The organism is Methylobacterium sp. ap11, from assembly GCF_900110515.1.
GTDB lineage: Bacteria > Pseudomonadota > Alphaproteobacteria > Rhizobiales > Beijerinckiaceae > Methylobacterium > Methylobacterium ajmalii.
Window position 1 is genome coordinate 60,255 of record NZ_FOEB01000007.1, and the last position, 25,741, is coordinate 85,995.

Below are 25,741 nucleotides of genomic sequence, written 5' to 3' on the forward strand. Positions count from 1 at the left end.
GCCGCTACTCGCTCTTGTCGAACGGGTTCTTCGACGTCCGGAGCGACAGGCGGATCGGCACGCCCGGCAGCTCGAAGGCCTCGCGCAGGCTGTTGACGAGGTAGCGGGTGTAGGATTTCGGCAGCGCGTCGAGCTGGTTGCCGAACAGGGCGAAGTGCGGCGGGCGCGCCTTCACCTGAGTGGCGTAGCGGATCTTCACCCGCCGGCCGGACACCGCCGGGGGCGGGTTGGCCTGCGTCGCCTCGCTCAGCCACTGGTTGATCTTGGCGGTCGAGATGCGCCGGTTCCACACCTCGGCGGTCGAGGTCACGGCGTGCATCAGCCGGTCGATGCCCTCGCCGGCGAGCCCCGAGAGCGGCACCACCGCGGCGCCGCGCACCTGCGGCAGCAGGCGGGTCGCCTTCTCCTTGAGGTCCTTCAGGAGTCCCGGCTGGTCGGCGACGAGGTCCCACTTGTTGAGGCCGATCACGAGGGCGCGGCCCTCCGACTCGACGAGATCGACGATGGTGAGGTCCTGCTTCTCGAACGGGATCGTGGCGTCGAGGAGCACCACCACGACTTCCGCGAAGCGCACGGCCCGCAACCCGTCCGAGACCGCGAGCTTCTCGAGCTTGTCGTCGATCCGGGCGCGGCGGCGCATCCCGGCGGTGTCGTGCAGCTTGATCCGGCGGCCGCGCCACTCCCAGTCGATCGAGATCGAATCGCGGGTGATGCCGGCCTCGGGGCCGACGAGGAGCCGGTCCTCGCCGAGCATCCGGTTGATCAGCGTCGACTTGCCGGCATTCGGGCGGCCGACGATCGCGACCTTGAGCGGCTTGCCCTCGCCGCCCTCCTCGTCGTCCTCGTCGTCGGGCTCGGGCAGCACCGCTTCGAGCGCGTCGAGGAGGTCGCCCATGCCCTCGCCGTGCTCGGCCGAGAGCGGCACCGGATCGCCCAGGCCCAGCGCGAAGGCCTCGTAGGCGCCTGCCATGCCGGCGCCGCCCTCGGCCTTGTTGGCGAGCAGGATCACCGGCTTGTCGGAGCGGCGGACCAATTCGGCGAAGGGCTGGTCCGCCGGCAGCAGGCCCGCGCGGGCATCGATCACGAACAGGACCGCGTCGGCCTCGGCGATGGCGGCCTCGGTCTGGGCACGCATCCGGCCGGCGAGCGAATCGGCCTCGGCTTCTTCCAGCCCGGCGGTGTCGAGGATGCGGAAGCGCAGGTGGCCGAGGCGCACCTCGCCCTCGCGCCGGTCGCGGGTCACGCCCGGCCGGTCGTCGACGAGGGCGAGCTTCTTGCCGACGAGGCGGTTGAACAGCGTCGACTTGCCGACGTTGGGACGCCCGACGATCGCGACGATGGGCATCGACATGGAGGTCTTCCTAAAAATAGCAGCGGGCGGGCACGCCGCGAGGCGCGCCGCCCTGTGTCTGAGGTCATGATGCGGGACGGAAACGCCCCGCGCTACGGGGATCTCTAGCGCGTCGCCGGAGCCTCGGGCGCAGAAGGCTCGGGCGCGGGAGCCTCGGAGGTCGCCGGGGCGTCCTCGTGGGTCTCGGGCTCGGGGGCGGGCGTGCCCAGGAAGGTCGGCGGGCGCGGCGCGGCCGCCGCCGCGGTCACCTGCACGGGACCGCCGGCCACCAGGCCGACATAGATCTCGAGGCGCTGGCGCAGGCCGGCGGGAGTCTCGCGGTCGGCGGCGATCTGGTCGAACCAGCGCCCGGCGCCCTCGAAGTCGCCCTTCTTCAGGGCCACGAGGCCCAGCGTCTCGCGGGCGGTGTGGCGGAAGGCGCTCGACGGGGCGGCGAGGCTCTGGAGGCTGTTGAGCGCGCCCGCATCGTCCTTGTCGACGAGGAGGAGCGCCCCGCGCAGGCGGGCGAGGTCGCGCAGGGACTGGCCCACGGCGCTGTCGTCGGCGATGGTCCCGTAGGCCTTGGCGCCGGCCGCCGGATCGGCCTTGCCGGCCTCCGCCGCGGCGCGCAGGCGCGCCAGCAGGCGGTAGCCGAACGGCGCGTCGGCGACCACGCCCGCGAAGGCCTTCTCGGCATCCTCCGGCGTGCCGTCCTTGGCGCGGCGCAGGGCCTCCTCGAAGCGCAGGCTCGCCGCCTCGGATTGCTGGGCCTGCGCGTGCTGCCAGTAGCGCCAGCCTCCGACACCCAGGACCACCAGCACCGCGAGACCGATGAACACGCCGCTGTAGCGCGACCAGATCTGCGCCAGGCGGTCGCGCCGGTACTCGTCGTTGACCTCGCGGATGAACTCGTTCTCGCTCATGATCTCTTGGGCTCGATCTCTTGGCTCGCCGCCACCAGTGAGCCGGTGGGCTCTTCGCCGCGACCGTGCGACAGGGCCGGTCGCGTAGCACAGTCCCGGCGGGAAGTCAGGCCTGGCGAGCGATTGCGCCCGATGCGGGATTTGGTGCACCTCACAGAACTCCCGCCGCAATGCCGCTGCCACAGCAAGCCGAGGCGGTGATCGGGAGTTTTGTGAGAGACACTCAAGCCTGGCCGGGCCAGACCGCGACGCCGATGAGCCAGGGATGCAGCACCCTGGCGAAGACGAACCAGGCGGCGACGCCGATCACCACGGCGAGCGCATCGTTGCGCCAGCCCGCCGGCGCGGTCACGGGGCCGCCATGCGGCCGCACCTCGTCCCGGCGCTTGGCGCTGATGCGGGCCATCACCGCCCAGGCCAGGAGCGTCCCGAACAGGACGATCGAGCCGAGATCGCCGTTGGCGAGAAGGTGGGCGGTGGCCCAGATCTTCACGCCGAGCAGCATCGGGTGCTTCGCCTTCGCCTTGATCCGGCCCGGCAGGTAGGCGGCGACGAAGGAGATGAAGGCGAGGAGCACCAGCAGCAGGGCGAGGTGCCGGGTCCAGACCGGCGGCGACCAGACCTCGATATAGCCGTGCGCCCGGTACTGGCCGTAGCCGTAGCCGAGCAGCACGAGACCGGCGAGCGCGGCGACCGAGTAGCCGATCTTGTAGGGCCCCTCCCCCACCCGCCCGATCAGGGCGGCGCGGGGCCCGCGCAGCATCGTGAAGGCGTGGGTGCCGAGGAAGAGCACGAGGCCGGCGAGCAGGAGCAGCATCGGGATGAGAAACCTTGCGGGGACAACGGCTCGATTCGCGGAAAGGCCGCAAGCAAGCCTCAAGCACTCTGGCGCAGGGTTTATGGCCAAGTCCAGGGACGCCGCATGCTCCTCCGCCTCATCCTCGCGTGTCTCTGCGTCGCGGCCGCGACGGCCGCCGCCCGCGCCGCCGAACCGCCGCTCTCGGCGCTGACCCTGGTCGGCGCGCCCCGCACGGTGTTCAAGGCCGGCCGGGACGCCTGCGACGGCCACGACGTGCCGGACGCCCCCGCGCGCGCCGTCCGCGAGGCCGATGGCGGGATCGCGCTGTTCGGCATGCATTACCGCAACCGGGCCCTGCGCGGGCGCGACTTCGACAGCCTGAAGCTCGACTGCACGGTCGTGCTCGATTCCGCCTTCAAGCCGGAGCCCGAGGCCTTCGACGACCGGACCTGGATCACCGCCACCTGGACCGAGGACGGCCGGCGGATCGAGGCGCTGCTGCACGAGGAGTACCATGCCGACGAGCACGGCCGCTGCCGCACCACCGGCGTGCTCGCCTGCTGGTACAACGCCGTGCTGGCCGCCCGCTCGACCGACGGCGGGCGCAGCTTCACCCGCGCGACGCCCCCGACGGTGGTGGCGGCGGCTCCCTTCCGCCAGGAGGTCGAGCAGGGCCGCCACCGCGGCTTCTTCAACCCCTCGAACATCGTCGCCGACGGGCGCTACCGCTACTTCTACGCCTCGACCACCGGCTGGGCCGGCCAGCCCTTCGGCGTCTGCCTGTTCCGCAGCGACGAGCCGAGCGATCCCGCCCGTTGGCGCGCCTATGACGGCAAGGACTTTTCCGCCCGCTTCCCCAACCCCTACCTCAAGGGCGCCAAACCGACCGGCGCCTGCGCCCCGGTGGCGCCGTTCCCGGCCCCGGTCGGCTCGGTCAGCCGCCACCGCGGCACCGGCGCCTGGATCGCGGTGTTCCAGGCTGCGTCCGGCGGCGTGTTTCCGCGCTCGGGGATCTACTGGAGCACCTCGCGCGACCTGCTGGCCTGGGACGCGCCGCGCCTGCTGATCGCCGGCTCCACCCTCTACGACGATCCCTGCGGAGCCGGCGGCGAGCTCGTCAGCTACCCTTCCCTCATCGATCCCGCCGCGCCCGGCCGCAATTTCGACACGGTGGGGGACACCGCGACGCTCTTCTACGTCACGCTCAGGACCAAGGGCTGCGAGATCACCTCCGAGCGCGACCTCATGCGGCGGGCGGTGACGATCAAGGTCTGGCCGTGAGGCCGCTGGTCTTCGCCCTCTCCCCGCGTCAGGATGCCGGGACGGACACGCGGGAGGAACGGCGATGCGGTGGTGGGCTCTGGCGGTCGCGGCGCCCCTCTCGCTCGCGGGGGCCGATCCCACGCCCGCGATGAGCCTGTCGGAGAGCGGCGACCGGGTGACGCTCGTCGGCTCCATCGTACCGGGCGACGGCGAGGCCTTCGCCCGTTTCCTCACCGGACCGAACGCCCGGCCGTTGCGGGTCGTCTATCTCGACAGCGGCGGCGGCAAGGTGCTGGAGGGCATCGCCATCGGCCGGGCGATCCGCCGGGCCGGCCTCGTCACGGCGGTCGACGCGCAGGCGGCGCGGTGCGACAGCGCCTGCACGCTGATCTTCGCCGGCGGCGTGCGGCGCCACTATATTCACGGCGAGGATGTCTACGAAGGGATGTCGGGCCGCTCCGGCCTCGGCTTCCACACCGCGCATCGCCCGGGCAGCCGGACCGAGGCCACCACGCTCAACGCGCACGGCACCGAGACCATGCGGCGGTTCTACGCCGAGATGGGCCAGCCCGGCGCCGCGGCGCTGGTCGACAAGGCGGCGTTCAACACCCTGTATCGCCCCTCCGGCAGTACCGCGCTCGGCCTCGGCATCGCCACGAGCCTCCAGGCCCCGTGAGCGGGATCGGACGGCGCCCTCACGCGGCCGGCGGCTCCGGCAGGTAACCGGCATCGCGCAACGCCGCCTCGACGGCGTCGCACAGGGCGCCCTCGGGATCGTCGTTGACGGCGGGCGGGGGCGTGAGCGGCACCATCGGGGCGAAGCGGGCCGCATCCTCCGGCGGGGCCGCCAGGACGGCGTCCTGCGGGATATCCCCGCCGGGAACCGGTGCGCGCAGGGTCGAGAAGAGCCGGCCGATCATGCAGGTCGTTTCTCGCGTCCTCGGGATTTTTCTCGCCTGCAAGGAACGTGCGAGCGCACCGTTTCGATCCTTGCGCCCGGTGCGTCGCCCCTTTTCGCTACCCGCCGCACCCCCATCTCGTGAACTCCTCGTCCCGTCACGGGAGCCCCCGCGGATGCCCTGGACCACCGCCCTGATCCCGCCCCAGGCCGGGCGCCGCGCGCTCGTCACCGGGGCGACGAGCGGCATCGGCTACGAGGCGGCCCTCGCCTTGGCCGGCGCCGGCGCGGAGGTCGTGATCGCGGCCCGGGACGCCGGCCGGGCGGAGGCGTCCGCGCGGGCGATCCGGCGCGCCCATCCCGGGGCGCAGGTCGGCTGGCGCCTTCTCGATACCGGGCGCCTCGCCTCGGTGCGGGCCTTCGCGGACGGGTGGCGCGCCGAGGGCGGGCCGATCGACCTCCTCGTCTTGAACGCCGGCATCGCCGCGGTGCCGCGGCGCGAGGAGACCGAGGACGGGTTCGAGCGGCAATTCGCCACCAACTATCTCGGCCACTTCGCCCTGACCGGGCTGCTGCTGGCGCAGATGCGGAGCGGGGCCGGGGCGCCGGCCCGGGTGGTCGCCGTGGCGAGCATCGCCCATCGGTCGGGCATCGTCGCCTTCGACGACCTGCAGCGCCGCCACCGCTACGGGCCGCAGGCGACCTACCGGCAGACGAAGCTCGCGATGCTGATGTTCGCCCTCGAGCTCGACCGGCGCCTGCGCGCCGCCGGCTCGCCCGTCCGGTCGCTCGCGGCCCATCCGGGCCTCGCCGCCACCGCGATCGCCCGGCGCGGCGACCGGGCCGGGCCGCTGGCGGCGCGCATCGGCAAGGGACTCCTCGGGCTCCTCGGCCAGTCCGCGGCGCGCGGCGCCCTGCCGCTCCTCTACGCCGCCACCGCGCCGGAGGCCGAGGGCGGCGGCTATTACGGCCCGGACGGCCCCTGGGAGATCCGCGGCGATCCGGGACCGGCCGGGATCGCGCCCCATGCCCGCGACCCCGAGGCGGCCGCGCGGCTCTGGGCCGTGTCGGAAGCGCTGACGGGCGTCGCCGTCCGGCCCTGAGGTCCTGCGATCCGGGATTACCTCTACTCGTCGTCCCCGTCGACCGCCGGGGCCGGGACGGTGTGCCCGATCGTGCGGAGCGCCGGGGCGGAGGCCACCCGGGAGCGGGCGGGCATCATGCCGGCCGCGAAGGCGACGAAGCCGGCGGCGTCGCGCAGGTCGGCCGACTGGCGCGGATCCCGGGCGATCAGGGCGGCCTCCCGCTGCAGGCGGGCGTTGCAGGCCGGCGAGGGCAGGCCGCCGCTGGGCGTGCAGGCGTCGTGTCGGGCGCAGGCGGCGTCGAGGGCGTCGACGGGCGGCAACGGCGCATTGTTGCCTGGGCCGCAGTAATTGCCGTGGATGAGGAGGGCCGGCGGCCGGTCCTGGGCGAGGGCGGAGCCCAGGGCGGCGGCGGACAGGCCGCAGGCGAGGATGAGCGGGGTGGCAAGGCGCATCGTCGACGAGTCCCTTCGCGTGGCGAGACGGCCCTGGGGATCCGGCGATCCCCCGGGTTGGTCTCTTGAGTTGATTCCCTGGGTCGAGCCGTCCGGGATGGATCGGCCGAAGCCGGCTTCCGGCGGCAAACGGGGGCTCGCGGCGCCGGTTCCCGGGTTGCGTCGGACGGTCTCGCTTCCCGGGGCGGTTGCTCGCCGGATCGTGGCCGCACGACGACCGGATCCGTGCGAAAGAGCGCCCCGCAAGGCTTGCCGGGCCGGCCCGTGTGCCAAATGTAAGACGGATGATCGCATCCGATTCCGATACGCCCGGGTCGCGCGAGCCGTCCGGTGGCACCCCGACCCTCGACGCGGCGAGCCGGGAGCGGCTCGGCCGCTACCTCCAGGCCCTCTACGAGCCCGTGCTCGACGAGGGACTCGATCCGCGCCTCGCCGAGCTGATGCGCCAGCTCGACCGCGACCGGGCCGGGCCGGACGAAGGACCGGCCGGCGGGCCGGATCATTGAGGCCGGCCGGTCCCGTCCCGGGTTGCGCCCTGGGCGACGCCCGGCCCTACGCGACCCCGGCCGTCGATCGGGTGGCCCTGCGCCTCGACCAGGCCGCCCGGGCGGCGATCACCGATCCGGCCGACCTCGCCGATTACGAGGCGGCGCGCGGCCGGATCGCGGCGCCTCAGCGGTAGCCCGCCGCCTGCAGTTCGAAGAGCTCGGCGTAGCGGCCGCCGCGGGCCACGAGGTCGGCATGCGTGCCCTCCTCCAGCACCCGGCCGCCGGCGAGCACCACGATCCGGTCGGCCCGGCGCACTGTGGAGAAGCGGTGCGAGATCAGGAGCGCGGTGCGGCCCGCCGCCAGGTCGGCGAAGCGGCGGAAGATCTCGGCCTCGGCCGCGGCGTCGAGCGCCGCCGTCGGCTCGTCGAGGACCAGCATCGCGGCGTCGCGCCGGTAGGCCCGGGCGATCGCCACCTTCTGCCACTCCCCGCCCGACAGCTCGACCCCGTCCTCGAAGCGCCGGCCGAGGCGCTGGTCGTAGGTTGCCGGCAGCCGCTCGATCACCGCATCGGCGAGCGCCCGCCGGGCGGCGGCCGCGATGCCCTCGCGGTCCTCCCGCGCCTCGATGCGCCCGACCGCGATGTTGTCGCCGGCGGTGAAGTCGAACCGCAGGAAGTCCTGGAAGATCACGCCGATCCGGGCGCGCAGGGACTCGATGTCGTACTCGGCGAGGTCGCAGCCATCGAGGAGGATGCGCCCCTCGGTGGGCGCGTAGAGCCGCGCGAGCAGCTTGACGATCGTGGTCTTGCCGGCGCCGTTCTCGCCCACCAGCGCCACCACCTCGCCGGCCCCGATCGCGAGCGAGAGGTGGCGCACCGCCCAGCGGCTCTGGCCCGGGTAGCGGTAGCCGACATCCTCGAACACGAAGCCCGTGCGCAGGCGCTCCGGCACCGGGCGGCTCCCCGAGCGGATCGTGGGCGCGATGGTGAAGAATGAGAAGAGGTCGTCGAGGTACTGGGCCTGCCCCATCACCTGCGAGGCGCCGAGCAGCAGCCCCTCGACGAGGCCGCGCAGCCTCAGGAAGGCGCCGCCCAGGAAGGTGAGGTCGCCGACGGTGAGCGTGCCGGCGAGCGCCTCCCCGGCGATGACCAGGTAGGCGGCGTAGTAGGCGAGCGTGCCGAGGGTCGCGAAGGCGCCGCCGGCGAGCGCCCGGTGGCGGGCGAGCTCCCGGTTCTCGGCCAGCAGCCGGGCGGCGAGGTCGCGGAAGCGCGCGGCGAGGTGGGCGGCGAGGCCGAACAGCTTCACCTCCTTGGCGCTCGCCGCATCCGCCCCGAGGTAGCGCAGGTAGTCGGTCTCGCGCCGGTCCGGGCTGCGGCGGAAGGCCAGGCGGTAGCCGCGGCCGTTGAAGTGCAGCTCGTTGAGGAAGGCCGGGATCAGGGCCAGCACCAGGAGCAGCACCAGCCCCGGCAGCATCGTGCCGACCGCGACCGCCAGCGTGATCGCCGTGACGAGGTCCTGGAGCTGGCCGAGCAGCTGCCCGATCAGGTTCGAGCGCCACGCCACCTGGCGCCGGGCCCGCTCGAGCCGGTCCTGGATCGCACTGTCCTCGAACTGCTCGAGGTCGAGGGCGGCGGCATGCGCCATCAGGCGCAAGCTCGTGGCGTTGCCGACTTTCTCCGCCAGCACCCCGTCGACGTAGGAGGTCGCCCGCCCGAGGAGGTCGGAGGCGACCGCGAGCCCGAGCTCGATCCCGACGAGGAGCCCGAGATGGTGCAGCCGCGGATCGGCGAGCCACCCGGCCTCCGGCGGCGGCCCGGCCCGCCCCGCCACCACGGCGTCGACCACGAGCTTGGCGACGTAGAGCATCGCCGCCGGCAGCCCGGCGCGGGCGAGGCGCAAGGCGAGGCTCGCCGCCGTCAGCCGCGGATCGGTCGCGAGCGCGAGGCGAAACAGGGCGGGCAGGTGGCGCAACGGCCCGAGCCGGGCGCTGGCGGCGCGGCGCAGACGGTCGAGGCGGCTCTCGGCGGGGGTGTCCATAGGGGCGGATATAGGTTGGGGAGCGGATATAGGTTGGCATGCCCCGCTTTCGCCGGCCGCACCGCGCCCAGGGACCGCGCACCCGGCCCCCCCCGCAGAGGCGGGGCTGTCCGGGAAAAACCCCTTTGAGAATCAAGCGCGGGATCCCCTCTCCCGAGTGGGAGAGGGGTAGGGGCGATCGAAGATCGCACGAGGGTGCTACGGTTCTGAGTTCAGCACTCAGCGTAGAGCAGCCAGCACGACGCTCAGCGTTTTGCACTGAAGCGTGTCACCCTCACCCCCGACCCCTCTCCCACACGGGAGAGGGGAGGCGCACTATTCTCTTCCCGACAGCCCCGCCCTCTGCGGCGAGAGGGTTCGGGCGCGCGAAGCGTGACCACGGTTCGGGAACTTCACCGTGCGCCCCGCGTCGACCCAGGCCAGGTTTCACGAAGGATCCCCCCATGCCGGCCCGCTTCCTCGCCCCTCTTCTCGCCCTCGCGATCCTCGCCCCCCTCCCCGCCCTCGCCCAGGTGAGCGAGACCGGCACCGGCGGCGGGCCGGCCTCGACGATCAAGGCGCCCAACACCACCGGCACCGGGCAGACCGTGCCCAAGCCCGGCGCCATGGGCCCGAACGAGACCGCCACCGTCTCGCCGCAGATGCGCCGGGAGGCCAAGCGCGAGGACGCGATCATGAAGGGCATCTGCATCGGCTGCTCGAAGTAGCGACCGGTCGCGGACCAGACCTGCACGAGAGGACTTGCGGGAGACGGGCCGGCGGCGGCATGACGCGAGGGAGCCTCCCTTAGAAGAGTTCCCATGCCCGCCTATCGCTCCCGCACCACCACCCATGGCCGCAACATGGCCGGCGCCCGCGGCCTGTGGCGCGCCACCGGCATGACCGACGCCGATTTCGGCAAGCCGATCATCGCGGTGGTGAACTCGTTCACGCAGTTCGTGCCCGGCCACGTCCACCTCAAGGACCTCGGCCAGCTCGTGGCGCGGGAGATCGAGGCGGCGGGCGGCGTCGCCAAGGAGTTCAACACCATCGCGGTCGATGACGGCATCGCGATGGGCCACGACGGCATGCTCTACTCGCTGCCGTCCCGCGACCTGATCGCCGATTCGGTCGAGTACATGGTCAACGCGCACTGCGCCGACGCCATGGTGTGCATCTCGAACTGCGACAAGATCACCCCCGGCATGCTGATGGCGGCGCTCCGCCTCAACATCCCGGTGGTCTTCGTCTCCGGCGGGCCGATGGAGGCCGGCAAGGTCAACCTCTCGACCGGGATCAAGAAGGTCGACCTCGTCGACGCGATGATCGCCGCCGCCGACGATCGCGTCTCGGACGAGGACGTGCAGGTGATCGAGCGCTCGGCCTGCCCGACCTGCGGCTCGTGCTCGGGCATGTTCACGGCCAACTCGATGAACTGCCTCACCGAGGCGCTGGGCCTCTCGCTGCCCGGCAACGGCTCGGTGCTGGCGACGCATGCCGACCGCAAGCGCCTGTTCGTCGAGGCCGGCCACCTCATCGTCGATCTCGCCAAGCGCCATTACGAGCAGGACGACGCGTCCGTGCTGCCGCGCGCCATCGCCTCGATGACGGCGTTCGAGAACGCCATGACCCTCGACATCGCCATGGGCGGCTCGACCAACACGGTGCTGCACCTCTTGGCCGCGGCCTACGAGGGCGAGGTGCCCTTCACCATGGCGGACATCGACCGGCTGTCGCGCCGGGTGCCGGTCCTGTGCAAGGTCGCCCCGGCGGTCGCCAACGTCCACATGGAGGACGTGCACCGCGCCGGCGGCATCATGGCGATCCTCGGCGAGCTCGACCGGGCCGGCCTGATCGACACGGATGTCGGCAATGTCGGCTCCGGCACCCTCAAGGAGGCGCTGGCGCGCTGGGACGTCGCCCGTACCACCAGCGAGAGCGTGCGCGAGTTCTACCGCGCGGCGCCCGGCGGCATCCCGACCCAGGTCGCGTTCAGCCAGGCCTCGCGCTGGGACGAGCTCGACCTCGACCGCGAGGGCGGGGTGGTGCGCGATTCAGCCCATGCCTATTCGCAGGATGGCGGCCTCGCGGTGCTGTACGGCAACTTGGCGGAAGACGGCTGCATCGTGAAGACCGCGGGCGTGGATGCCAGCATCCTCAGCTTCTCCGGCCCGGCCCACGTCTTCGAGAGCCAGGACGCGGCGGTCGAGGGCATTTTGGGCGGCAAGGTCAAGGCCGGCGAGGTGGTGCTGATCCGCTACGAGGGCCCCCGCGGCGGCCCCGGCATGCAGGAGATGCTGTATCCGACGAGCTACCTGAAGTCGAAGGGGCTGGGCAAAGCCTGTGCGCTGGTCACCGACGGGCGCTTCTCGGGCGGCTCCTCGGGCCTGTCGATCGGCCACGTCTCGCCGGAAGCGGCGGAAGGCGGGTTGATCGGCCTCGTCGAGCAGGGCGACCGGATCGAGATCGACATCCCGAACCGGCGCATCCACCTCGCGGTCGATGCGGCCGAGATCGAAAGCCGCCGCGCCGCGCAAAGTGCCAAGGGCTGGCAGCCCGCGGCGCCGCGCAAGCGCAAGGTGAGCGCCGCGCTCCGGGCGTTTGCCAGCATGACCACCAGCGCCGCCCACGGGGCCGTGCGGAAGATCTAAAACCGATGGGGATCGTGCGGCTGACGCCTCCGGAAGCCCGCCGGGTCGCCCTGGCGGCGCAGGGGTTTCACGCCGCACGTCCTGCCACGGCCGGTCCCCGGCACCTCGCCGCCACGATCGACCGGCTCGGCCTGCACCAGATCGACAGCGTCAACGTCCTGGTGCGGGCGCATTACCTGCCGGCCTTCTCGCGGCTCGGCGCCTACGACACGACCCTCCTCGACCGCCGCGCCTGGGGGCCTAAGCGCGACCGGCGGCTGTTCGAGTACTGGGCGCATGAATGCTCGCTCCTGCCGCTCTCCCTCCATCCGCTGCTGCGCTGGCGCATGGCCCGGGCCGATCGGGGCGAGGCCGGCTACCGGGCGATGCGGACCTTCGCCACCGAGCGTCGCCCCGAGGCGATGGCGTTGCTCGCGCGCCTGCGCGACGAGGGCCCGCTCTCGGCCTCCGACATCCAGACCGGCCGGGCCGGCTGGTGGGAATGGAGCGAGCCTAAGCGTATGCTCGAATGGCTGTTCTACGCCGGCCACGTCACCACCGCGACGCGGCGGCGCAGCTTCGAGCGGGTCTACAACCTCACCGAACGGGTGATCCCGCCGGACATTTTTTCGCTGCCCGACGTGCCGGAGGCGGAGGCGCAGGCCCAGCTGGTCGCCCTCTCCGCCCGGGCGCTCGGCCTCGCCACGGCCGCCGAACTCCGCGACTATTTCCGCCTCGACGCATCGGATGCCGCCGCGGCCATCGCCCGGCTGGTGGAGGAAGGCATCCTGCTCCCGACGGAGGTCCCCGGCTGGCCCCCCGCCTACCTCCACCGCGACGCCACAATCCCCCGCCGCGTCTCGGCCCGGGCCCTGCTCGCCCCCTTCGACCCCCTGGTCTGGGAACGCGCCCGCACCGAGCGCCTGTTCGGTTTTCGCTATCGCATCGAGATCTACACCCCGGCGGCGCAGCGGCAGTACGGGTATTACGTGCTGCCATTCCTGTTCGGGGAGGAACTGGTGGGGCGGGTGGATTTGAAGGCGGATCGGGCGGGGGGGCGGCTCTTGGTGCATGCGGTGCATTGGGAGTCGGGGGGGGTGGAGGGGGCGCGGGAGGCGTTGGGGGTGGAGTTGGGGGCTTTGGCGGGGTGGTTGGGGTTGAAGGAGGCAGTCAGACTGTCTCAGTTTCACGCAGTGCCAAAATATTTAACGAAATAGCCTTTTTTTAATTTTCGACAGTATCCAAAAATGTGGAGGTATCTTTCATAAGCTACCTTCATCCATCATCAAACGCTCGGTATGGCGGGCTATTTCATGCGTGAGGCAACCCTCTTTGCCTTCAATCCGCTGGGAGTCCATGTCGGGATAAGCCGTACTCGCTCGCTATAACGCCGGACGCATTCTTTATTACAATAATCTATTATGTTGCAGCGCAACGTTTTCTACATCTATATCTTATACAAATTCCCTTTTTATAGATATGATGTTTGTATCCACTCCTCGGATTGACGGATCACGATTTAGTATTATTTATAATATAATGAGCTTTGGGATCTCTTTGATATTCTCCGGGAACGAACAATAGAACACCTTTCTTGGTTAGACGCTCAAGATCTTTCTTGCTTGTCGCCCAAGTTCTTCCAGTGAGCCGCTGAGCCTCAGAAACTTGGATACTTTTATTTCTAAAAGCATACGCAGCAATTTTTATTTCGTGCTCTTGAAGAGATTTCCATAATTCGGCACCAAAAAATTGCGTCACATCTTTGTCGGTTGACCTTTTTCTAGACTCATGATCGTTACAAAGCGTCACCCTGACAACCACACCGTATATTGCTTCTTGCTTAAATTGAGGATCTGGAAGCCCCCAGCCCTGCATACTCTCTCGAATACGGCGGGTTCCTTCTCTCGCCATAAGTACATAACCAAGATACCTAAGGGCGTCCATAGTATGATGGTTGCGCGACGCCCGAGTGTTATATATTGTATTTTCATTAACTGGGGGCACAAACCCACCTGGACTTTCAATTTCCAATCTTCCAGGGAAAAATTTTATCGTAATTTCCGTTCCGCTAAAACTATATGAGCGATGCACGCAGGCGTTTATCAACGATTCATGCCAAGCCCATTTAGGATATTCGGGAGTTGTTACAAATTTTCCGTCTTTATTTAACCAAGTAACATCGTAATTGAGTTCTTCAATTAGTTATGTTGACCCTGCGATAATTGTGACGAGATTACCTTCTACGAACTTGTCGCGTATAGGGCTGTATGTTTCGCCGGTACCTTCATGATCTGTCGAAAACCTTTGAATACGCACCCTGCATCCCGGAATAGTCCGTAGCGGATCCTTCGCAGCCAACAAAACTAAGCTATTGAGGGGAATTATGTTTTGACCATCACTTGATATTAGGTGCCGATCAAGCAAAACTTCTTCGTTTGACCACTTGTTGCGACCTTCACGGTGCCTGAAATTATCGCAAAAATCATTTATTATCTTAATATCGAAATCGTCTGGATATTTATACGGCGCCTTCTCCATTTCAAATGATAGTTCTTGCCGCGTTGCTCGGAAATCACGCTTCTCTTCGTCGCTCATTTTATGGCGAGAGTCGCCATAGCGTATCCACGCCTCGCCCTTATTCGTTTCGACAAGTCTTCCAACATACGGTATGTAAACGGCGATACAAAAATCTTCCTTCCCGTCAATCGTAACAGGAACGTTTTTGAAAACTGGCTTGGCTTGCGGACACATTTTGGTGTGACATTGTTCTAATCTATTTCGCAGATTAGTACCAGCAGCAGTGCATCCAGTGGCTTCGCCCTTGGAGGTAGCGCCAAATACGATGGTTCCGCCGTCAGGAGTATTTGAGAAAGCGCTTAAATAAGTTGCAAAATCTTCAAAATGCACTTTTTCAGCGCGCTTATATTCAACTCGGCGATCTTCCCCAAGGAAGCTCATTAGGCGCTGACTTAGCCGCACCCAAATGTCGCGCGGCGCCCATAGCGCGGGGTTCTCCCCTAGCTGGTAGGGAGTGTCAAATGGTAGATCGAGTTGCCCTTCACCCACGGTGTCACTTCATATAGTAGGTCGAGCTTGGCTCGACACGCTACATATGGGGTGTCGAGCTATGCTCGACATCCCAGTTCGATGGCTGCTCGCTCGTGTCACGGCGAACTGGCACTTGATATGTCAGCCTTTTACCGACCGCTACCTTGAACACCCAATCCGCACTTTCGAGGACGTAAGCACGAAAAATAAATCACTTACTACACGTCGGAAGCGGTAAATTCCATATGACGGCAAATATGCTATAGAACAGCGACGCCGATAAATGCATTCTACAATGCATTGATTAAGGTAGCACCCATTCCTCAACTCACCTCCACCTGCACCACCCCCGGCACCGCCCGCAGCGCCCCCGCGATCTGCGGCGTCGCCTGATACTTCCCCCCCAGCTTCACCTCCACCTCCCGCTCACCCCCATCGAGGATCAGGATCAGCGACACCTCCCCCTCCCCGCGCACCTGCAACCGCTGCTGCACGCTGGAGATCGGGCGCTCGTCGCGCAGGTAGATCCGCATGCCCTTCTGGTGGCGGGCGGCGGCCTGGTCGAGGGGTTCGCAGGTCTGGATGCGGGCGCGGACGTCCTCGCCCTCGGTGCTGGCCTGGAGCTGGAGCACCAGGGCGGCGCCGGGTTCCAGCATGTCGCGGTAATGCGAGAGGCCTTCGGAAAAGATGATCGCCTCGAAATGGCCGGTCTGGTCGGAGAGCGTGACGATGCCGAGCTTGTTGCCGGTCTTGGTGCGGCGCTCGGCGCGGTCGAGTACGCTCGCCGCGACCCGGCCGACCGTCGAGGTGCCAGCGCGGACCGAGCGGCAGAACTCGGCCCAGGTCTGCACCCGGAGCTTTTGTAGCAGGTCGCCGTACTCGTCGAGCGGGTGGCCGGAGAGGAAGAAGCCGACCGCGTCGTATTCGCGCTTGAGCCGGTCGGCCATGGGCCAGTTCTCGTAAGGAGGGATGCGCAAGTTCACCTCGGCGGCGATCACGCCGCCGAACATGTCCATCATGCCGACGGTCTCGGCCTCGGCGGCGCCTTGGGCGAGCCGCATCATCGGCTCGACGGCGGCGAAGGCCTTGGCCCGGTCGGGCTCGATCGCGTCGAGGGCGCCGGCGGCGACGAGGTTTTCCAGCGTGCGCTTGTTGACCTGCTTCGGGTTGAGGCGCCGGGCGAAGTCGCCGAGATCGCGGAACGGCGTGTCCCCGCGGGCCTGCACGATCGCCTCGACGGCGGCGCGGCCGACGCCCTTGATCGCGGCGAGCGCGTAGCGGATCGCGCCGTCATGCACCTCGAAGGTGACGCCGGAGCGGTTCACGTTCGGCGGCTCGACCTTGATGCCGAGGCGCTGGGCGTCCTGGCGCAGTTCGGCGAGCTTGTCGGTGTTGTCGATGTCGAGCGACATCGAGGCGGCCATGAACTCTACGGGAAAATTCGCCTTCAGGTAGGCGGTCTGGTAGGTGATCAGCGCATAGGCCGCCGCGTGCGACTTGTTGAAGCCGTAATCGGCGAACTTGGCGAGCAGGTCGAAGATCTCGTTGGCCTTGCCCTTGTCCAGCCCGCGCTCGACCGCGCCCTTCACGAAGCGGTCGCGCTGGGCGTCCATCTCCGCCTTGATCTTCTTGCCCATGGCGCGGCGCAGGAGGTCGGCATCGCCGAGCGAGTAGCCGGCCAGGACCTTGGCCACCTCCATCACCTGTTCCTGGTAGACGATGATGCCGAAGGTCTCGGCGAGGATCGGCTCCAGCTTCTCGTGCGGGTACCAGTTCTTCTCGTTGCCGGCGTCGCGGCCGAGCTTGCGTTCGCAATAGACCGGGATGTTGGCCATCGGGCCCGGGCGGTAGAGCGCCACCAGCGCGATGATGTCCTCGAACCGGTCGGCGCTCATCTCGACCAGCGCCTTGCGCATGCCGGCCGATTCCACCTGGAACACCCCGACCGTCTCGCCCTTGCGCAGGCGCTCGTAGGTGAGTTCATTGTCGATCGGCAGCGAGGGCAAATCGACCTCGATGCCGCGCAGCTTCAACAGGTCGGTCGCGGCGCGCAAGACCGTCAGGGTCTTGAGGCCGAGGAAGTCGAACTTCACCAGCCCCGCCTGCTCGACCCACTTCATGTTGAACTGGGTCACCCGCATCCCGGTCTTCGGATCGCGGTAGAGCGGCACCAGCTCTTCGAGCGGCCGGTCGCCGATCACCACGCCGGCGGCGTGGGTCGAGGCGTGGCGGTGCAGGCCCTCGAGCTTCTTGGCGATGCTCATGAGGCGCGCGACGACCGGCTCCTCCTCGATCGCGCTCTGGAGCTTCGGCTCGCCCTCGATGGCCTGCGCCAGCGTCACGGGGTTGGCCGGGTTCTGCGGCACCAGCTTCGTCAGCTTGTCGACCTGGCCGTAGGGCATCTCCAGCACCCGGCCGACGTCGCGCAGCACGCCGCGGGCGAGCAGAGTACCGAAGGTGATGATCTGGCCGACCTGCTCCTCGCCGTAGCGCTCCTGCACGTAGCGGATCACCCGCTCGCGGCCCTCGACGCAGAAATCGATGTCGAAATCCGGCATCGAGACGCGCTCGGGGTTGAGGAAGCGCTCGAACAGCAGGCCGAAGCGGATCGGGTCGAGATCGGTGATGAGGAGCGACCACGCCACCAGCGAGCCGGCGCCTGAGCCGCGGCCCGGCCCGACCGGGATGTCGTGCTCCTTGGCCCACTTGATGAAGTCCGAGACGATCAGGAAGTAGCCCGGGAACTTCATGTTGGTGATGACGCGGATCTCGTATTCGAGCCGGTCGCGGTAATCCTTCTCCGTCAGCCCCTCGGCCGGGCCGTGCTGGCGCAGGCGCTCGGTCAGGCCCTCTTCCGCCTGGCGGCGCAGCTCGGCGGCCTCGTCGGGGGCGATGTCCTTCGCGACCGCGGTCGTGGCGGCGGCGACCTGCGCCTGGAGGGCGGCGCCCTCCGGCGTGCCCTGCGCGGGCGTCGTCAAGCTCGGGGCGCCGAAGCTCGGCAGGATGGGCTTGCGGGTGCGCACCCGGTAGGCGCAGCGCATCGCGATCTCGACGGTCGCCTGGAGCGCGTCGGGCAGGTCGCGGAACAGCTCGGCCATCTCGGCCCGGGTCTTGAAGGCGTGGCGCGGGGTCAGGCGCCGGCGCTTGTCGTCGGAGACGAGCCGCCCTTCGGCGACGGCGAGCAGCGCGTCGTGCGCCTCGTAATCCTCGGGCTTGGCGAAATAGGGCTCGTTCGTCGCCACCAGCGAGAGGCCGTGCCGGTCGGCCAGGCGAATCAGCTCGCCCTCGACGGCACGCTCGTCGGAAAGGCCGTGGCGCTGCAGCTCGACGTAGAGACGGTCCTCGCCGAAGGCCGCCTTCAGAGACTCGAGGCGCGCGAGCGCCAGTTCGGGGCGGTTGGCGCGCAACGCCGCATCGACCGGGCCGCCCATGCCGCCGGTGAGCGCGATCAGGCCGCCGGCGCACTCCTTGAGCGCCTGGGCGGAGACCCGCGGCACCTCGCCGAGCTGGTTGTCGAAATAGGCGCGGCTGGCGAGCCGCAGCAGATGGCCGTAGCCGGTCTCGTCCTTGGCCAGCAGCACGATGTGCGGATGAGAGGCGTTCAGCTTGGCGTTCGCCTCCGGCGCCTCGAAGGCGACGCTGAGCTGCATCCCGGCGATCGGCTGGATGCCGGACCCGGCCGCCTTCTCGGAGAATTCGAGAGCGCCGAACAGGTTGTTGGTGTCGGTGAGCGCCAGGGCCGGCTGCCGGTCGGCGCCCGCGGCCTTCACGAGGTCGCCGATCTTGAGCGCGCCCTCGAGCAGGGAATACGAGGAGTGGACGTGCAGGTGGACGTAGCCGACGGGCTTCAGGATCTGCAAGGCGACTCTCGCTCTGACATCAGCGCGGCAGGATTCCCCCCGAGGCCTTAAGAGTCACGGCTGCCGGCGCACCACCGGCGCGAAATCCACCGGATTCGGGCCGAACGGCCCGGCCCGTGGCCCGTGGGCCACGGCGCGCAAAGCCGGGTCGGCTCAGTGCATTGGCGAGAGCGCCACCGCCCACAGCACGACGGCGCCGGTGAGCAGGCCCATGGAAGCGACCTCCGTGACAGCGGTGAGGATCTTGCGTATGTTCATGGTCTGTCCCCTTTCGACGCCCCGATCTTTGTTCTTGTTTTGTTCCATGTCAAAGGGGTTTGGTGCCGGATCCGGTCGATGTAGTGAACGGAACGTTGACGGGGCCTCGCCGCCCCGGACGCATGTGCCCGGGAGATGGGTCCCCGGGGGCGTCGTGTCCGCCGCGTTGCGGGTCGGTCGTCCGCGGCCTATTTAGGCGCAACCTTGGCGGTGGGCCGCACGCCCGCCGGCATCATCGGTTTTTCGTTCTTCAAGCACGAGGTGGCGCATGGCGCGCGACGTGTCCGACGCGACCCCGCTCAGCGCGCGGTCCGAGCTGATCGAGTGGTTCGCGGCCGGCGAGAAGCCGCACGACGCCTTCGCCATCGGTACCGAGCACGAGAAGGTCCCGTTCTACCGCGCCGACCACGCGCCGGTGCCCTACGAGGGAGAGCGCGGGATCGAGGCCCTGCTGGAGGGCCTGCGGGGCCTCACCGGCTGGGAGACGATCGAGGATGCGGGCCGGGTGATCGGCCTGTCGGCGGTCGAGGGCGGGGGCGCGATCTCGCTCGAGCCCGGCGGCCAGTTCGAGCTCTCGGGCGCACCGCTGCCGGACGTGCACGCCACCGCCCACGAGCTGAGCCAGCACCTCGACGCCGTGGGCCGGGCGGCCGATCCCCTCGGCATCGGTTTCCTCACCCTCGGCATGAGCCCGAAATGGACTCAGGGTGAGACGCCCGTGATGCCGAAGAGCCGCTACCGCATCATGAAGGGCTACATGCCCAAGGTCGGCTCGCTCGGCCTCGACATGATGCTGCGCACCGCCACCGTGCAGGTGAACCTCGACTTCTCGTCCGAGGCCGACATGGTGACGAAGATGCGGGTCGGGTTGGCGCTGCAGCCGGTGGCGACCGCGCTCTTCGCCAACTCGCCCTTCACCGACGGCAAGCCGAACGGCTTCCTGTCGCGCCGCTCCGAGATCTGGCGCGACACAGACCGCGACCGCACCGGCATGCTGCCCTTCGCGTTCGACGAGGGCTTCGGCTACGAGGCCTACGCGGACTGGCTCCTCGACATGCCGATGTACTTCGTCAAGCGCGGCGAGACCTATCACGACGTCAGCGGCGCCTCGTTCCGCGACCTGATGGCAGGGCGGCTGTCCGCCCTGCCGGGCGAGCGCGCCACGGTGTCGGACTGGGCCAACCACGCCTCGACCGCCTTCCCGGAGGTGCGCCTCAAGCGCTTCCTGGAGATGCGCGGCGCCGATGTCGGCGATGCCGCGATGATCGCCGCGCAGGCCGCGTTCTGGACCGGGCTCTACTATGACCAGGGCGCCCTCGACGGCGCCTGGCAGCTGGTGCGCGACCTGACGCCCGAGGAGCGCGAGACGATGCGCGCCGAGGCGCCGCGCCTCGGCCTCGACGCGCCGGCCGGCCGGCGCACCCTGCGTGAGCTGGCCCGCGACGCGCTGGCGCTCGCCGAAGCCGGCCTCAAGGCCCGGGCGCGCCGCGACGCGCAGGGCCGCGACGAGACGCTCCATCTCGCCCCCCTCCAGGCCATCGCGGCGACGCGGACCCGGGCCGAGGACCTGCTGGCGCTCTATCACGGGCCCTGGAACGGCTCGGTCGATCCGGTCTTCGGCGCCTGCGCCTTCTGACCGCCCGGTCTACCGGCCCGGCGCGGGACGCGCGCCGGGCTTATGCTCAAGCTTAAATCGCCGGTTCCGTACCGTCGCCCCAGTCGATCCCGGGCACCGGCTAACCGTAAGCGCGACCGGGGCCGCCTGACGGACGGTCAATTCTTCTCTCCCGATCCTGGAACAGACCCGGCCCCTTGCCCGTTCTTGAGGCCTACGAGGCACGTTCCTCAGACGCTTGGAGAGACGCAGACATGTCGCGCATCACCACCCTCGCCCTCGCGGCCGGCGCCGCCGCCGCCCTCACCGCCGGCACCGTCGGGGCGCAGGCCGCCCCGCTGCCGGCCGCCACCTCGGCTGCCGTCGCCGGCTCGGGCGCGACCGTCGACCAGGTGCGCTGGCGCGGCGGCGGCTACTACGGCGGCGGCTACCGCGGCTATCGCGGCTACGGCTACCGTCGCGGCATCGGCGCCGGCGGCGCCCTGGCGGCCGGCGCGGCGCTGGGCATCATCGGCGGCGCCATCGCAGCCGGCTCGGCCTCGTCCTACGGCTACGGCGGCTACCCGGCCTACGGCTACGGCGGGTACGGCGGCGGCTACGCCCCGGTCGGCGGCTACGGCTACGGCTACGGCTATCCGTCCTACGGCTACAGCTACCCGTCCTACGGCGGCTACTACGGCTACGGCTACTGATTGGCGCAAGCCGGCCAGGACGGGCCGGTTAGGCTGAGACATGAAGCCCGGCGCGGGATGCCCCCGCGCCGGGCTTTCTCGTCCGGGCCGGATGTGCTCCAACCAGCGTCACGCGACATGAAACCGTCGCAAGGGGCGGCACGGGGCCGTCGCGGCGCGGTGCGGCAACTCGGGCGACCATGCGACGACACGACCTCGACCTGCGCGGGCTCAAATGTCCCTTGCCGGTCCTACGCACGGCCAGGGCCCTGCGCGGGCTCGCACCCGGCGAGGGGCTGTCGGTGCGCTGCACCGACCCGATGGCGGCCATCGACATTCCCAACCTGCTGCGCGAGCGCGGCGATCACCTCGATCGGACACTGCGGGACGACGGGGTTCTGATCTTCGAAATCCGCCGCGGGGCCGGGACCGGCGAGACGCCGCATCGCGAGACCGGGGAGGATGCCGCGTGAGCCGGGACAGCCAGGACGACGCGCCGCGCATCATGGGCACGCGCACGGTCTACGAGGGCTGGGCGCGCTACCTCGTGGCGGAGGTGCGGATGCCGGACGGCAGCCGGATCGGCCGCGAGGTCGAGGATCACGGGCCCGCAGTCGCGGTGCTGCCCTACGATCGCGAACGCCGGGTCGCCCTGCTGGTGCGGCAGTTCCGCACGCCGCCCTGCTTCGTCGACGGCACCGCCTCGATCCTCGAGGCGCCTGCAGGCCTGCGCGAAGAGGACGACCCGGAGGCCTGCGCCCGCCGCGAGGCCTTCGAGGAGGTCGGCCTCAGGCTGTCGGTCCTCGAGCCCGCCGGTCGGGTCTGGTCGCTGCCGGGCCTGTCGACCGAGCGGATGGACCTGTTCCTGGCCCCCTACCGCGCCGCCGACCGGAAGGGCGCCGGCGGCGGCCTGGCGGAGGAGCACGAGAGCATCGAGGTGGTGGAGGTCACCCTGGCGACGCTCGCCGCCGAGGCCGATGCCGGCGCCATCGCCGACATGAAGACGCTGTGCCTCCTCCAGACCCTGCGGCTGCGGCATCCCGACCTGTTCACAGACGCAGTCGTCGCCACCGCGACGGAGCAGGACTGAGGGAAAACCGCAACGCCGGCTTCCTGAACGGCCGGTGTACAAGCCGGTCCGTTCACGGGTTCGTGATCGGGGGTAGCGCGTCGTTCATCAGGTGTTAACTTTAGGCGGTTCCGATAGCCTCCGTCGCAGGGGCCTCGACAGGAGACGCCGATGTTCAGCATTGGACCCTTCCACCGCGCCACCGGCCAGCCGGCCGGTTTCTACGACTCGCTGCTGCCGCTGGCGCCCGAACCGCTGGACGATGCATCGGTGAGGACGACGGAGGCCGCGCCGGCCCCTGCCGAGCCGAGCATGACCCGGCACGCGCTCTCGATGCTGGTCCTGCTCTGCCTCACGCTCGCCGTGCATTCGGCGGTCGGCTGGTGGACCCTGCCGGGCCGCGCGCCGACCCTGGCGCCCTCGGCCCAGACCGCGCCGACCGTCCATGTTTCGAGCGTCCGTGCTCCGTCCTGAGCGACGAGACGGCGCTTTCGCGATTGTTTCCACATGATGTCGTCGATCGGCTCGTGAGCCGGCAACATCGGATCCCGCGCGATCGATCTTGTGTCGTCTCTTCGAGAGGCGGCCGACACCGCTCCTGACGCGCCTGTACTTTGGTCCGATCGTGTCGAGAACCGGGCGTTTTCGTGCGCACCCCACTTGCGTGCGCTCCCCGATTCGTTAACGTCACGTTCAAGCCCAAGAAAATCCGTCGTGATTCGCGCAAGGGAGCCAGCGCATGCCCCATGTCATTCGCGTCAAGCCCACGCAGGATGGTACCTACACGGTCTATCGCGGCACGCTCATGCTGGTCAGCGGGCTGACCCGCGCCCAGGCCGAGAGCTACGAGGCGTCGCTGGCCCAGAGCGAACGCAAGCCCGACCAGCCGATCCACTGATCGCGCGCGACGGGCTCACCCTCGTCGCGCCCGCGAGACGGGCGGAGCCGGCAACTCGTTCGGCTCTGCCTCGTGCTTTTCGAATCACGCGCCCGATGCAGCCACGGGGAGGCCCTCGGGGCCCTTGGGCGATGCAGGCCTTGGGCGATGCAGGCGAGGATGCGCGGCCGCGAGCCGCCGAAGCAGTCCATCCGCCGGCATCTCGCGAGACACGGCCCCGTTCAGCACCTAAGCAGGCTTGCGTTGGCAGGCCAACGCAAGCCTGCTTAGGTTCTTGTTCTGACGCAGATTTTCGGCGCCGAACCGGTAACCACTTCGGCGAAATCTGCTTAGTCGATGACTGCGTCGTGCAGCGCATCCGCGACGGGACGGGCGTATTCGCTCAGCATCCACGGCGATAGGCCGGCCGCTCGGCCAGGCGCTGCGTGATCTCGTCGTCGGAAAGTGCCGCGTCGAGGCGGCGGTCCTCGACGTCGCGCACCACCGTTCCGGATCGCCGCGAAGGCGTCCTCTTCGCGCTCCAACACCTTGGCCGGGCCGCGATGCAGGCGCCCGGTCTGGCCCGTCACCTTCATCACCGCACCGCCATCGACGAGGCTGCCGCGCAGGATGACGGGGCTGTCCTCGCTCCCTGAACGGGTCGTCGGCGGAGCGGATCACCGTCCGGCCCTCGGGCGTGGCGCTATCTGCCGAGCGCCTGGACTCCCAGAGCGTCGTGTCCGGGCCGCAGACGGGGATCCGCGGCACTGACGGCAAGAAGAAAGGACGGCATCAGCATCGCCAAATGCCATAGGCTTATGCAGGGCCATCATCAGAATTAATTCGGATCATCATAGTCGAACAGATAGTGGGATTGGAGTCACGCTGCGGATCGGCTGAAGTCAGCTGCTTCCATCGAGATGTAAGAGCCTGGCTGCCTTGAGCAGGAGACCCTGTCCCATTATGAACCTCATCCTGAGGCGTCAGTCCATCGGCGATGGACTGACCTCGAAGGAGGGCTCCAGGGATCACTGCGCCCGCTGAAGCTTCCCCTTGAGGTCATTCGACTGTCAATCGCGCGCGATCGTCGATCGCCAACACATCAGGATGAGGTTGCGTGTTGGAGCAAGATCGTCCGTTGACCTGTTGCGCATGTCGAACAGGATGTCGGACTGACCGGGCGAGGCTATAATTCCCGCAGCGCTCGCTCGATCAGCCCCGCCACCGCGAGCGCCCGGCCGTCGTCGCCGAACCGGGTGATCACCTGCACGCCGACCGGCAAGCCGGCGGACGTGCGGTCGACCGGCAGGGTGACGCAGGGCACGCCCATCAGGGTCCAGAGGCGGTTGAAGCGCGAATCCCCGGTCTGGTCGAGGCTGGCCGGCGCCGCGCCGGGCGCGGCATAGGTCAGGATCGCGTCGGGCCCGTCCTCGGAAAAAACCTCCTTCAGACCGCGCCGCGCGTGGTGCGCGGTGCGCCGCGCCGCGTCGTAGGCCGCCGTCTCGATCCCTTGCGCGGCGTCGAGGGCGGCGCGCAGGCGCGGCGGCAGGGCGTCGCGGTGCGTGGCGTATTCCCAGGCGAGGCTCTGGCGCACCTCGTAGTCCTGGATGGTGGCGTGGGCCGCGAAGGCCTCGCCGAACCGGGCCGGCAGGGCGTAGTCGCGAACCCTCGCGCCGGCCCGCTCGGCGGCGCGGGCGGCCCGGGCGAGGGCGGCCTCCGCCTCCGGGTCGGGGGCGGCGCAGAAGTCCTGGCGCACGATCCCGATGCGCAAGCCCCCGGGCTCGCCGGGACGGGCGATGGCCGGCCGGTCGGCGAGGAGCGCGAGGGCGTGGGCGGCGTCCGGCACGCTCGCGGCGAAGAGTCCGAGCGTGTCGAGGGCCCAGGAATAGCACTTCACCCCGACCGTCGGCAGCAGCCGGAACGAGGGCTTGACCCCGACGACGCCGCAGAACGCCGCCGGGCGGATGATCGAGCCGCCGGTCTGGGTGCCGAGCGCCAGCGGCAGCATCCCGGCCGCCACCGCGGCGGCGGACCCCGCCGAGGAGCCGCCGGGGGTGTGCCCGGGGTGATGCGGGTTGCGCGTCGCGGTCGGGTCGAGGAACGCGAAGGGCGTGGTGGTGGTCTTGGCGAGCGGCACCGCGCCGAGGCTTTTGAGCCGTGCCACCACGGGCGCGTCAGCGCGCGGCCGCCAGCCCGCGTAGATCGGCGAACCCATGGCGGTCGGCAGGTCGGCGGTGTCGACGATATCCTTGATCCCGACCGCGATTCCCGCGAGCGGCCCCGTCGTCGGGATGGCGGGCGTGGGATCGACGCAGACCAGGGCGCCGATCTCCGGCTCGCGGGCCGCGATCGCCTCGCGCACGAGGCCGACCGCCCCCTCGGGGGTGAGACGGCCGTCGTCGATTCGGGCGCAGAGGTCGAGGAGCGAGAGCATCGGGCCGTCCGGGCGGGAGGAGTC

Annotated in this window: 24 protein-coding genes; 14 read left to right on the forward strand and 10 right to left on the reverse strand. The window is 69.3% G+C overall.

Annotation, left to right across the window (positions count from 1 at the left end; genetic code table 11):
* Window positions 1–4 precede the first annotated feature (4 nt).
* The 3 genes from der to BMX97_RS12265 form a co-directional block, all read right to left on the reverse strand.
* Window positions 5–1,351, reverse strand: coding sequence for a ribosome biogenesis GTPase Der (gene der / locus BMX97_RS12255; RefSeq protein WP_060846863.1), 1,347 nt, complete (start codon window positions 1,349–1,351; stop codon window positions 5–7).
* A gap of 104 nt (window positions 1,352–1,455) precedes the next feature.
* Window positions 1,456–2,256 (reverse strand): tetratricopeptide repeat protein, encoded by an 801-nt coding sequence (locus BMX97_RS12260; RefSeq protein WP_177202209.1) that lies wholly within the window; start codon window positions 2,254–2,256, stop codon window positions 1,456–1,458.
* A 220-nt stretch (window positions 2,257–2,476) separates the two neighbouring features.
* Entirely contained in the window at window positions 2,477–3,070 is a 594-nt protein-coding gene (locus tag BMX97_RS12265) for an NnrU family protein (protein ID WP_091750107.1), read from the reverse strand.
* 105 nt (window positions 3,071–3,175) lie between these two features.
* On the opposite strand from BMX97_RS12265, the gene BMX97_RS12270 reads away from it, so the two are divergent.
* Window positions 3,176–4,333, forward strand: coding sequence for a hypothetical protein (locus BMX97_RS12270; RefSeq protein WP_091750110.1), 1,158 nt, complete (start codon window positions 3,176–3,178; stop codon window positions 4,331–4,333).
* A 64-nt stretch (window positions 4,334–4,397) separates the two neighbouring features.
* Window positions 4,398–4,991, forward strand: a complete 594-nt coding sequence (locus BMX97_RS12275; RefSeq protein WP_091750113.1) for a COG3904 family protein — start codon at window positions 4,398–4,400, stop codon at window positions 4,989–4,991.
* Between the two features lie 19 nt (window positions 4,992–5,010).
* Here the strand turns inward: BMX97_RS12275 and BMX97_RS12280 are convergent, their stop codons facing one another.
* On the reverse strand, window positions 5,011–5,235 hold the full coding sequence (locus BMX97_RS12280) for a hypothetical protein (protein ID WP_091750116.1): 225 nt from the start codon (window positions 5,233–5,235) through the stop codon (window positions 5,011–5,013).
* A gap of 154 nt (window positions 5,236–5,389) precedes the next feature.
* On the opposite strand from BMX97_RS12280, the gene BMX97_RS12285 reads away from it, so the two are divergent.
* On the forward strand, window positions 5,390–6,316 hold the full coding sequence (locus BMX97_RS12285; protein ID WP_091750118.1) for an oxidoreductase: 927 nt from the start codon (window positions 5,390–5,392) through the stop codon (window positions 6,314–6,316).
* A gap of 23 nt (window positions 6,317–6,339) precedes the next feature.
* On the opposite strand, the gene BMX97_RS12290 is transcribed toward BMX97_RS12285, so the two are convergent.
* Entirely contained in the window at window positions 6,340–6,750 is a 411-nt protein-coding gene (locus BMX97_RS12290; protein ID WP_244538395.1) for a phospholipase A2 family protein, read from the reverse strand.
* Window positions 6,751–7,034: 284 nt separating this feature from the next.
* On the opposite strand from BMX97_RS12290, the gene BMX97_RS12295 reads away from it, so the two are divergent.
* Window positions 7,035–7,256 (forward strand): hypothetical protein, encoded by a 222-nt coding sequence (locus tag BMX97_RS12295; protein WP_091750121.1) that lies wholly within the window; start codon window positions 7,035–7,037, stop codon window positions 7,254–7,256.
* Entirely contained in the window at window positions 7,253–7,432 is a 180-nt protein-coding gene (locus tag BMX97_RS12300) for a hypothetical protein (RefSeq protein ID WP_091750123.1), read from the forward strand. The genes BMX97_RS12295 and BMX97_RS12300 overlap by 4 nt, the downstream gene beginning before the upstream one ends.
* Here the strand turns inward: BMX97_RS12300 and BMX97_RS12305 are convergent.
* Entirely contained in the window at window positions 7,423–9,276 is a 1,854-nt protein-coding gene (locus tag BMX97_RS12305; RefSeq protein WP_091750126.1) for an ABC transporter ATP-binding protein, read from the reverse strand. The two genes, BMX97_RS12300 and BMX97_RS12305, sit on opposite strands and share 10 nt — an antisense overlap.
* A 443-nt stretch (window positions 9,277–9,719) precedes the next feature.
* Here BMX97_RS12305 and BMX97_RS12310 point away from each other — a divergent pair, with 443 nt between their 5' ends.
* The 3 genes from BMX97_RS12310 to BMX97_RS12320 all read left to right on the forward strand — a co-directional run bounded on the left by BMX97_RS12310 (window position 9,720) and on the right by BMX97_RS12320 (window position 13,102).
* Window positions 9,720–9,983, forward strand: a complete 264-nt coding sequence (locus tag BMX97_RS12310) for a hypothetical protein (protein ID WP_091750129.1) — start codon at window positions 9,720–9,722, stop codon at window positions 9,981–9,983.
* A 93-nt stretch (window positions 9,984–10,076) separates the two neighbouring features.
* Complete coding sequence (ilvD, locus tag BMX97_RS12315; protein WP_091750132.1) at window positions 10,077–11,906, forward strand: dihydroxy-acid dehydratase; 1,830 nt, start codon at window positions 10,077–10,079, stop codon at window positions 11,904–11,906.
* Between the two features lie 5 nt (window positions 11,907–11,911).
* Window positions 11,912–13,102: a winged helix-turn-helix domain-containing protein gene (locus BMX97_RS12320; RefSeq protein ID WP_091750135.1), complete on the forward strand. Its 1,191-nt coding sequence runs from the start codon at window positions 11,912–11,914 to the stop codon at window positions 13,100–13,102.
* Window positions 13,103–13,397: 295 nt separating this feature from the next.
* On the opposite strand, the gene BMX97_RS12325 is transcribed toward BMX97_RS12320, so the two are convergent.
* The 3 genes from BMX97_RS12325 to dnaE form a co-directional block, all read right to left on the reverse strand.
* The gene (locus tag BMX97_RS12325) at window positions 13,398–13,976 is read right to left on the reverse strand and encodes an ATP-binding protein (protein WP_177202197.1); all 579 of its coding nucleotides are present in this window, start codon (window positions 13,974–13,976) and stop codon (window positions 13,398–13,400) included.
* A 111-nt stretch (window positions 13,977–14,087) separates the two neighbouring features.
* Entirely contained in the window at window positions 14,088–14,951 is an 864-nt protein-coding gene (locus BMX97_RS12330; protein ID WP_143074608.1) for an AlbA family DNA-binding domain-containing protein, read from the reverse strand.
* Between the two features lie 305 nt (window positions 14,952–15,256).
* On the reverse strand, window positions 15,257–18,793 hold the full coding sequence (gene dnaE / locus BMX97_RS12335) for a DNA polymerase III subunit alpha (protein ID WP_091750144.1): 3,537 nt from the start codon (window positions 18,791–18,793) through the stop codon (window positions 15,257–15,259).
* Window positions 18,794–19,319: 526 nt separating this feature from the next.
* Between dnaE and BMX97_RS12340 the strand changes: the two genes are divergently transcribed.
* The 6 genes from BMX97_RS12340 (at window position 19,320) to BMX97_RS32835 (ending at window position 23,304) form a co-directional block, all read left to right on the forward strand.
* On the forward strand, window positions 19,320–20,687 hold the full coding sequence (locus tag BMX97_RS12340; protein WP_091750146.1) for a glutamate--cysteine ligase: 1,368 nt from the start codon (window positions 19,320–19,322) through the stop codon (window positions 20,685–20,687).
* Between the two features lie 233 nt (window positions 20,688–20,920).
* Entirely contained in the window at window positions 20,921–21,358 is a 438-nt protein-coding gene (locus BMX97_RS12345) for a hypothetical protein (protein WP_091750148.1), read from the forward strand.
* Window positions 21,359–21,537: 179 nt separating this feature from the next.
* Window positions 21,538–21,810 (forward strand): sulfurtransferase TusA family protein, encoded by a 273-nt coding sequence (locus BMX97_RS12350; protein ID WP_091750151.1) that lies wholly within the window; start codon window positions 21,538–21,540, stop codon window positions 21,808–21,810.
* 32 nt (window positions 21,811–21,842) lie between these two features.
* The gene (locus tag BMX97_RS12355; protein ID WP_091750650.1) at window positions 21,843–22,427 is read left to right on the forward strand and encodes an NUDIX domain-containing protein; all 585 of its coding nucleotides are present in this window, start codon (window positions 21,843–21,845) and stop codon (window positions 22,425–22,427) included.
* A 150-nt stretch (window positions 22,428–22,577) separates the two neighbouring features.
* Complete coding sequence (locus BMX97_RS12360) at window positions 22,578–22,880, forward strand: hypothetical protein (protein ID WP_091750154.1); 303 nt, start codon at window positions 22,578–22,580, stop codon at window positions 22,878–22,880.
* A gap of 265 nt (window positions 22,881–23,145) precedes the next feature.
* On the forward strand, window positions 23,146–23,304 hold the full coding sequence (locus BMX97_RS32835) for a hypothetical protein (protein ID WP_177202198.1): 159 nt from the start codon (window positions 23,146–23,148) through the stop codon (window positions 23,302–23,304).
* A 1,165-nt stretch (window positions 23,305–24,469) separates the two neighbouring features.
* Here the strand turns inward: BMX97_RS32835 and BMX97_RS12365 are convergent.
* The gene (locus BMX97_RS12365; protein WP_091750157.1) at window positions 24,470–25,717 is read right to left on the reverse strand and encodes an amidase; all 1,248 of its coding nucleotides are present in this window, start codon (window positions 25,715–25,717) and stop codon (window positions 24,470–24,472) included.
* Between the last annotated feature and the right edge of the window lie 24 nt (window positions 25,718–25,741).